Origin of the sequence: Geobacillus sp. ZGt-1 (assembly GCF_001026865.1) — a bacterium.
Lineage (GTDB): Bacteria > Bacillota > Bacilli > Bacillales > Anoxybacillaceae > Geobacillus > Geobacillus thermoleovorans.
In genome coordinates this window covers 103,801-105,786 of the sequence record NZ_LDPD01000028.1, presented here as the reverse complement: position 1 = coordinate 105,786, position 1,986 = coordinate 103,801, and the positions used below count along the sequence as shown (strand labels likewise).

The following is a 1,986-nucleotide window of genomic DNA, read 5'->3' as shown; positions in this document are numbered from 1 at the left end:
GGTGGAAGCCCGGCGAAGATGGTTAATGAAACGGCAGTCCGGAGCGGAAATGGCAAAAAGGGGATGCGTGATTTGCGCATCAACTAGGGTGGAACCGCGGGAGCTACGCTCTCGTCCCTAGGCGTCAGGCCTAGGGGCGAGGGCGTTTTTGATTGGTGGACATCACATTGAAGGAGGATGAACACGATGGCTGTCACAATGGAAGAAATCGTCGCACATGCCAAGCATCGCGGCTTCGTTTTTCCGGGGTCGGAAATTTACGGAGGGCTGGCGAACACATGGGATTACGGCCCGCTTGGCGTTGAGCTGAAAAACAACATTAAACGGGCGTGGTGGAAAAAATTCGTTCAAGAGTCGCCGTACAACGTCGGGCTCGACGCCGCCATTTTAATGAACCCGAGAACGTGGGAAGCGTCCGGCCACTTAGGCAACTTCAACGATCCGATGGTCGACTGCAAACAGTGCAAAGCGCGTCATCGCGCCGATAAGTTGATTGAGAAGGCGCTCGAGGAAAAAGGGATCGAGATGATCGTCGACGGTTTGCCGCTTGCCAAGATGGATGAACTCATCAAGGAATACGACATCGCCTGTCCGGAATGCGGCAGCCGCGATTTCACGAACGTTCGCCAGTTCAACTTAATGTTCAAAACGTACCAAGGCGTCACCGAGTCGAGCGCCAACGAAATTTATTTGCGCCCAGAGACAGCGCAAGGCATTTTCGTCAACTTCAAAAACGTCCAGCGCACGATGCGCAAAAAATTGCCGTTTGGCATCGCGCAAATCGGCAAAAGTTTTCGCAATGAAATTACGCCGGGCAACTTTACGTTCCGCACGCGCGAATTTGAACAGATGGAGCTCGAGTTTTTCTGCAAACCGGGCGAAGAGCTGCAATGGCTTGAGTATTGGAAGCAGTTTTGCAAGGAGTGGCTGCTGTCGCTTGGCATGAAGGAGGACAACATCCGCCTGCGCGACCATGCGAAGGAAGAATTGTCCCACTACAGCAACGCCACGACTGACATCGAGTACCATTTCCCGTTCGGCTGGGGCGAGCTGTGGGGCATCGCGTCGCGCACGGATTACGACTTAAAGCGGCATATGGAATACTCGGGCGAGGACTTCCATTATCTCGACCAAGAAACGAATGAACGCTACATCCCGTACTGCATTGAGCCGTCGCTTGGCGCTGACCGCGTCACGTTGGCGTTTATGATCGACGCCTATGACGAAGAAGAGCTGGAAGACGGCACGACCCGGACGGTGATGCATTTGCATCCGGCGCTTGCACCGTACAAAGCGGCTGTCTTGCCGTTGTCGAAAAAGCTCGCTGATGGGGCGCGCCGCATTTACGAAGAGCTGGCGAAACATTTCATGGTCGACTATGATGAAACCGGCTCGATCGGCAAGCGGTATCGCCGCCAAGATGAAATCGGCACGCCGTTTTGCATCACATACGATTTCGAGTCTGAACAAGACGGCCAAGTGACCGTGCGCGACCGCGACACGATGGAACAAGTGCGGTTGCCGATTGGGGAGCTCAAAGCCTTTTTGGATGAAAAAATCGCTTTTTGATGACGGGAACGCCGGGGCATTCGTGAGGCCCCGGTTTTTTATCGGCTTTTTTGCCAAACAAGGAAGCAGGCGATTGAAAAAAGTCTGGAAACGGAACCGCTTTTATAGTTAAAATTTCAAAAAACCATCGAATTTCCGCCGCATAAATGGTAAAATAGAAGCATAGACTAGTTCCTGCATCCTGCACGAATCAAGGGGGTTAGCCATCATGGAAGGAAAACCGATCTATTACGATGGCAGTGGCCATCAGCCTAGTGACGCCGGCGAAAACGCCGCGAAAAACGAACCGTTTACGTTGACGGATGAAATAAGAAAACAAATTAGCGGCAATCCGTTTGCTGTTGAACAAAGCGAATAACCGATCCGCACGCCAATTGCCTCAAGGGCAATTTTTTTTTGGGCAAATGATTTGCCAAA

The 1,986-nt window shown here is 52.2% G+C and carries 2 protein-coding genes; both read left to right on the top strand.

Annotated features, from left to right (window positions below; translation table 11 throughout):
* Positions 1-186: 186 nt before the first annotated feature.
* Positions 187-1,569, top strand: coding sequence for a glycine--tRNA ligase (locus VU18_RS14965; protein ID WP_014197003.1), 1,383 nt, complete (start codon positions 187-189; stop codon positions 1,567-1,569).
* 208 nt (positions 1,570-1,777) lie between these two features.
* The gene (locus VU18_RS18420; RefSeq protein WP_014197001.1) at positions 1,778-1,927 is read left to right on the top strand and encodes a hypothetical protein; all 150 of its coding nucleotides are present in this window, start codon (positions 1,778-1,780) and stop codon (positions 1,925-1,927) included.
* The last annotated feature ends 59 nt before the right edge of the window (positions 1,928-1,986 follow it).

Excerpts from the sequence above, each read along its gene's own strand:
- VU18_RS14965 (WP_014197003.1), top strand. The coding sequence starts at position 187 with ATGGCTGTCACAATGGAAGAAATCGTCGCACATGCCAAGCATCGCGGC.
- VU18_RS18420 (WP_014197001.1), top strand. The coding sequence starts at position 1,778 with ATGGAAGGAAAACCGATCTATTACGATGGCAGTGGCCATCAGCCTAGT.